This window comes from Aeromonas sp. HMWF015 (assembly GCF_963878965.1).
GTDB lineage: Bacteria > Pseudomonadota > Gammaproteobacteria > Enterobacterales > Aeromonadaceae > Aeromonas > Aeromonas veronii.
The window spans coordinates 1-1,872 of sequence record NZ_CAWNZT010000130.1 but is presented as its reverse complement, the minus strand read 5'-3'; the positions used below and the strand labels follow the sequence as shown (position 1 = coordinate 1,872).

Below are 1,872 nucleotides of genomic sequence, written 5' to 3'. Positions count from 1 at the left end.
GAGGCGAACCGGGAGAACTGAAACATCTAAGTACCCCGAGGAAAAGAAATCAACCGAGATTCCCTCAGTAGCGGCGAGCGAACGGGGATTAGCCCTTAAGCATCTTGGAAGTTAGTGGAACGGTCCTGGAAAGGCCGGCGATACAGGGTGATAGCCCCGTACACGAAAACAACCTTGATGTGAAATCGAGTAGGGCGGGACACGTGACATCCTGTCTGAATATGGGGGGACCATCCTCCAAGGCTAAATACTCCTGACTGACCGATAGTGAACCAGTACCGTGAGGGAAAGGCGAAAAGAACCCCTGTGAGGGGAGTGAAATAGAACCTGAAACCGTGTACGTACAAGCAGTGGGAGCCCTTCGGGGTGACTGCGTACCTTTTGTATAATGGGTCAGCGACTTACATTTTGTAGCGAGGTTAACCGTATAGGGGAGCCGTAGGGAAACCGAGTCTTAACTGGGCGTCTAGTTGCAAGGTGTAGACCCGAAACCGGGTGATCTAGCCATGGGCAGGTTGAAGGTTGAGTAACATCAACTGGAGGACCGAACCCACTAACGTTGCAAAGTTAGGGGATGACCTGTGGCTGGGGGTGAAAGGCCAATCAAACTCGGAGATAGCTGGTTCTCCCCGAAAGCTATTTAGGTAGCGCCTCGGACGAATACTACTGGGGGTAGAGCACTGTTTGGGCTAGGGGGTCATCCCGACTTACCAACCCCATGCAAACTCCGAATACCAGTAAGTAATATCCGGGAGACACACGGCGGGTGCTAACGTCCGTCGTGAAGAGGGAAACAACCCAGACCGCCGGCTAAGGTCCCAAAGTTCTGGTTAAGTGGGAAACGATGTGGGAAGGCTCAGACAGCTAGGATGTTGGCTTAGAAGCAGCCATCATTTAAAGAAAGCGTAATAGCTCACTAGTCGAGTCGGCCTGCGCGGAAGATGTAACGGGGCTCAAACCAGGCACCGAAGCCGCGGATTCACACTTATGTGTGAGTGGTAGGGGAGCGTTCTGTAAGTCTGCGAAGGTGTATCGAGAGGTATGCTGGAGATATCAGAAGTGCGAATGCTGACGTAAGTAACGATAAAGGGGGTGAAAAGCCTCCTCGCCGGAAGACCAAGGGTTCCTGTCCAACGTTAATCGGGGCAGGGTGAGTCGACCCCTAAGGCGAGGCCGAAAGGCGTAGTCGATGGGAAGCAGGTTAATATTCCTGCACGACTTGTAATTGCGATGGGGGGACGGAGAAGGCTAGGTGGGCCAGGCGACGGTTGTCCTGGTGAAAGTGCGTAGGTGGTGTTTCTAGGCAAATCCGGAGACACAACACTGAGACACGAGACGAACACACTACGGTGTGGAAGCCATTGATGCCCTGCTTCCAGGAAAAGCCTCTAAGCTTCAGATTACAAGTCATCGTACCCCAAACCGACACAGGTGGTCGGGTAGAGAATACCAAGGCGCTTGAGAGAACTCGGGTGAAGGAACTAGGCAAAATAGAACCGTAACTTCGGGAGAAGGTTCGCTCTTGACAGTGAAGTCCCTTGCGGATGGAGCAGTTGGGAGTCGCAGTGACCAGATGGCTGGGACTGTTTATCAAAAACACAGCACTCTGCAAACACGAAAGTGGACGTATAGGGTGTGACACCTGCCCGGTGCCGGAAGGTTAATTGATGGGGTTAGCGCAAGCGAAGCTCTTGATCGAAGCCCCGGTAAACGGCGGCCGTAACTATAACGGTCCTAAGGTAGCGAAATTCCTTGTCGGGTAAGTTCCGACCTGCACGAATGGTGTAACCATGGCCATGCTGTCTCCACCCGAGACTCAGTGAAATCGAATTCGCCGTGAAGATGCGGTGTACCCGCGGCTAGACGGAAAGA

General features: G+C 53.0%; 1 rRNA gene. It reads left to right on the top strand.

Going from position 1 to position 1,872, the window contains the following annotated elements:
- Positions 1-1,872: ribosomal RNA gene (locus AACS18_RS06610) — 23S ribosomal RNA — on the top strand; the annotation flags it as partial.